Raw genomic sequence first — 3,314 nt, 5'->3', positions numbered from 1 at the left:
CCCACAGAAATTGTCGGCATAATTCCGGCGTTGTCGGAAGCTGTTCCCGAGGAGGCACTGTGCTTCCAGATGAGGAACGAACTGATGCCAGGAACACGCAGAAGAGCTGGCGCGATGGCGCCCTACATCGCCGCTATCGATGCGAAGCTGACCGCGCTCGGCTACACGCCGGGCACGAGGCTGGGCCTGTTGAAGATCGTCGGCGACGTCGGCCGCTGGCTGGAGACGGAACGGCTGACGGTCGCGGATTTTGACGAGTCGGCCGTCGCTTCTTTCCGCGCCGCGCGGGCCCGTGAGGGATTCACCCAGAAACTCTTTGGCCGCTGCTTCACTTTGATGTTTGAGGTGCTGAGGGAGGACGGGGTACTTGCGCCGCCTCCCACTGCGGTGGTCTCTCCGCTGGAGGCTCTGCTTGCGGACTATCGTCAGTGGTTAGTCCACGACAAGGACCTGGCGGCGATGACGGTGCTCCGTTATGAGAACCTGGCGCGGCGATTCCTGCAGATCGGTCAGCCCGCAGGAGAGGTGCTTGACACCACGATGCTGTCCGGTGCCGAGATCTCGGCATTCATCCTGGCCGAGAGCGGACGGGTGAGTCTCGGGTCCGCGCGCGGCCGGGTCGCGGAGATGCGCTCGTTGCTGCGCTACCTCTACCTCACGGACCGGACCCGCTGGAATCTGGCGGGATGTGTTCCCTCGGTTGCCGGTTGGCGCGACGCGCACCTGCCAGTGTCGCTGAGCGCCGGGCAGGTCGAGGCGATGGTGGACAGCTGCGACCGCAGTACCAGCACCGGCCGCCGGGACCGGGCGATCATGCTGCTGTTGGCCCGGCTGGGACTTCGGTGCATCGAGGTCGCCCGGCTGCGCCTGGACGACGTCGATTGGCGCGCCGGGGAGCTCACGGTCCGCGGCAAGGCCCGCCGCCGCGACCTGATGCCCCTACCCGTCGATGCGGGAGAAGCGTTGGTGGATTACCTCCACGAGGGCCGGCCGGCGTCGTCGCACCGGGAGGTGTTCATCACCGAACGGGCCCCACGCAAACCGATCCCGGCGGACCTTGTCGGTGACGTGGTGCGCCGGGCAGCTCGCCGGGCCAATTGCCCGGACGCGAAGGCACACGGGCTGCGGCACGCGCTGGCGACAGAGATGTTGGCGAAAGACATTCCCCTGCTGGACATCGGGCAGGTGCTGCGGCACCGGGATCTGGCCACCACTGCCATCTACGCGAAGGTCGACATCGACTCCCTACGCGGCATCGCCCAGGACTGGCCGGGGCAGAGGTCATGACGACACTCACAAGATCCTTGGACGACTATCTTCGGCTGCGACGGAATTTGGGCTATCAGTTGGCTGACGCGGCGAGGCTTCTTCCCCGGTTCGTGGCGTGGATGGACGCCAACGGGCAGCCGACGGTCACTACCGCCAACACCATCGCCTGGGTCGAGACCGTGTCGGCTGAACCGGGCAGCACTGTCTGGCCGCGCCGGATGACGGCCGTTCGCGGCTTCGCCCGCTACCTCTCCGGCATCGATTCCGCGACAGAAGTCCCACCAATCGGGTTGTTCCCCTCCCGCCGGCGCTGGAAGACACCATTCATCTATTCCGCCGACGACATCACCGCCCTGATGGGCCATGCGCAGCACGACTTGGATTCGCGCCTGCCTGCGGCGACGTATTCCACCCTGATCGGGCTGCTGGCGGTGACGGGGCTACGCATCGGGGAAGCGATCCGGCTGGATCGGGCCGACGTTGATCTCGCTGCCGGCGTCCTCCTGGTTCGGCAGTCGAAGTTCATGAAGACCCGCAAGGTTCCCGTGCTCTCCAGCACCGTTGCTGCACTGCGCACATACGCCGCTCAGCGCGACACGCACCTCCCGGCGCCGTCCACCGCGAGTTTCTTCGTGACGGTGACGGGAAAGCGGCTGCTCTATCCCGTTGTCCAAACTGTCTTCCACAGCCTGTGTTCCGAAGCGGGGATCGGGGTCGGAGCGGCCCGCGGTCCCCGCCTGCACGACCTGCGCCACACGTTCGCGGTCACGACGTTGGTCAACTGGTATCGCAGCGGCGCCGACGTTCACGTGCGACTGCCTTACCTCTCCACCTATCTCGGGCACCGCGATCCACGGTTTACCTACTGGTATCTCTCCGCTGCGCCGGAACTCCTCGCCCTGGCCGCTGAACGCCTCGAGCCTGGGGATGGGCAGGTGCAGTCATGACGGGGATCACGGCGACGGTCCAGATGTTCTTCAGCGACCGTCTGGCCAAACAGCGCCAGGCCAGCGGCCACACCGTCGCCGCCTACCGCGACACGCTGCGGCTATTGTTCGCCTTCGTCCAGTCCACGACGGGGAAGCTGCCCTCGCACCTGGACTGGTCGGATCTCGACCAGGGCGTGATCAGCGCGTTCCTGGACCATCTGGAGACCACGCGGAACAACAGCGCCCGCACACGCAATGCCCGCCTGGGAGCGCTGCGGTCGCTGTTCCGCTACGCCGCGCTGCAGCACCCCGAACACGCGGACGTCATCGCCCGGGTGCTGGCGATTCCGCCGAAGAGGTTCGACAAAGCTACGGTGTCCTACCTCACCGCCGAGGAGGTCGACGCTCTGTTGGCTGCCCCGGACCTCACCACCTGGGAGGGACGCCGCGACCACGCCTGGCTGATGCTCTGCATCCAGACCGGGTTGCGGGTGTCGGAACTGACCGGGTTGAACTGCGCCGACATCAGCTGCGGCACCGGCTCGAACGTCCGCTGCCACGGGAAGGGACGCAAAGACCGCGCCATCCCGCTCACCGCAGCAACCGAAGCGGCGGTCCGCTACTGGCTGCGCGAGAGGGCCGGCCTGCCGACCGATCCGCTGTTCTGCACCCGCACCGGTCGACGCCTCACCCGCGATGCCATCGAACACAGATTGATCGCCCACCACGCCGCGGCCGCCCTGACCTGCGGCACATTGCAGTCAAAGAAGCTCTCACCCCACACGTTGCGGCACACCACCGCGATGACGTTGCTGCACGCGGGAGTGGACACCACCGTCATCGCGCTCTGGCTGGGCCACGCCGACACCCGGTCCACGGATCCCTACATCCACGCCGACATGACGATCAAGGAACGCGCGCTGGCAAAAACCACCCCGGTATCGTCGCCGCCCGGCCGGTATCGCCCCGCCGACAGCCTGCTCTCATTCCTGGAAGGACTGTAATTATGCCGACATCCACGCAGCCGACCCCAGACCACAGACATCGAAAGCACTGGGCGCAAGGCCCGCCGCCCTACCCGCATCGGCATAATCACGGAGTCGGCATAAATCGATT

3 protein-coding genes are annotated in these 3,314 nt (G+C 66.3%); all 3 read left to right on the top strand.

The features are described 5' to 3' along the window. The coding region (locus tag E3O19_RS03665; RefSeq protein ID WP_206750934.1) for a site-specific integrase at positions 1-1,287 on the top strand (1,287 nt) is incomplete at its 5' end. Then, entirely contained in the window at positions 1,284-2,216 is a 933-nt protein-coding gene (locus E3O19_RS03660) for a tyrosine-type recombinase/integrase (protein WP_134565349.1), read from the top strand. The genes E3O19_RS03665 and E3O19_RS03660, both read left to right, overlap by 4 nt. Further along, positions 2,213-3,202, top strand: coding sequence for a tyrosine-type recombinase/integrase (locus tag E3O19_RS03655; RefSeq protein WP_134565347.1), 990 nt, complete (start codon positions 2,213-2,215; stop codon positions 3,200-3,202). The genes E3O19_RS03660 and E3O19_RS03655 overlap by 4 nt, the downstream gene beginning before the upstream one ends. Positions 3,203-3,314 lie beyond the last annotated feature (112 nt).

Source organism: Cryobacterium algoritolerans, assembly GCF_004402785.1.
GTDB lineage: Bacteria > Actinomycetota > Actinomycetes > Actinomycetales > Microbacteriaceae > Cryobacterium > Cryobacterium algoritolerans.
Note: the sequence above shows the minus strand (reverse complement) of the source record. Positions and strands in the feature narration are given on the sequence as shown.

What these genes read in the sequence shown, in the direction of transcription:
- E3O19_RS03660 (WP_134565349.1), top strand. Translation starts at nt 1,284, where the DNA reads ATGACGACACTCACAAGATCCTTGGACGACTATCTTCGGCTGCGACGG.
- E3O19_RS03655 (WP_134565347.1), top strand. Translation starts at nt 2,213, where the DNA reads ATGACGGGGATCACGGCGACGGTCCAGATGTTCTTCAGCGACCGTCTG.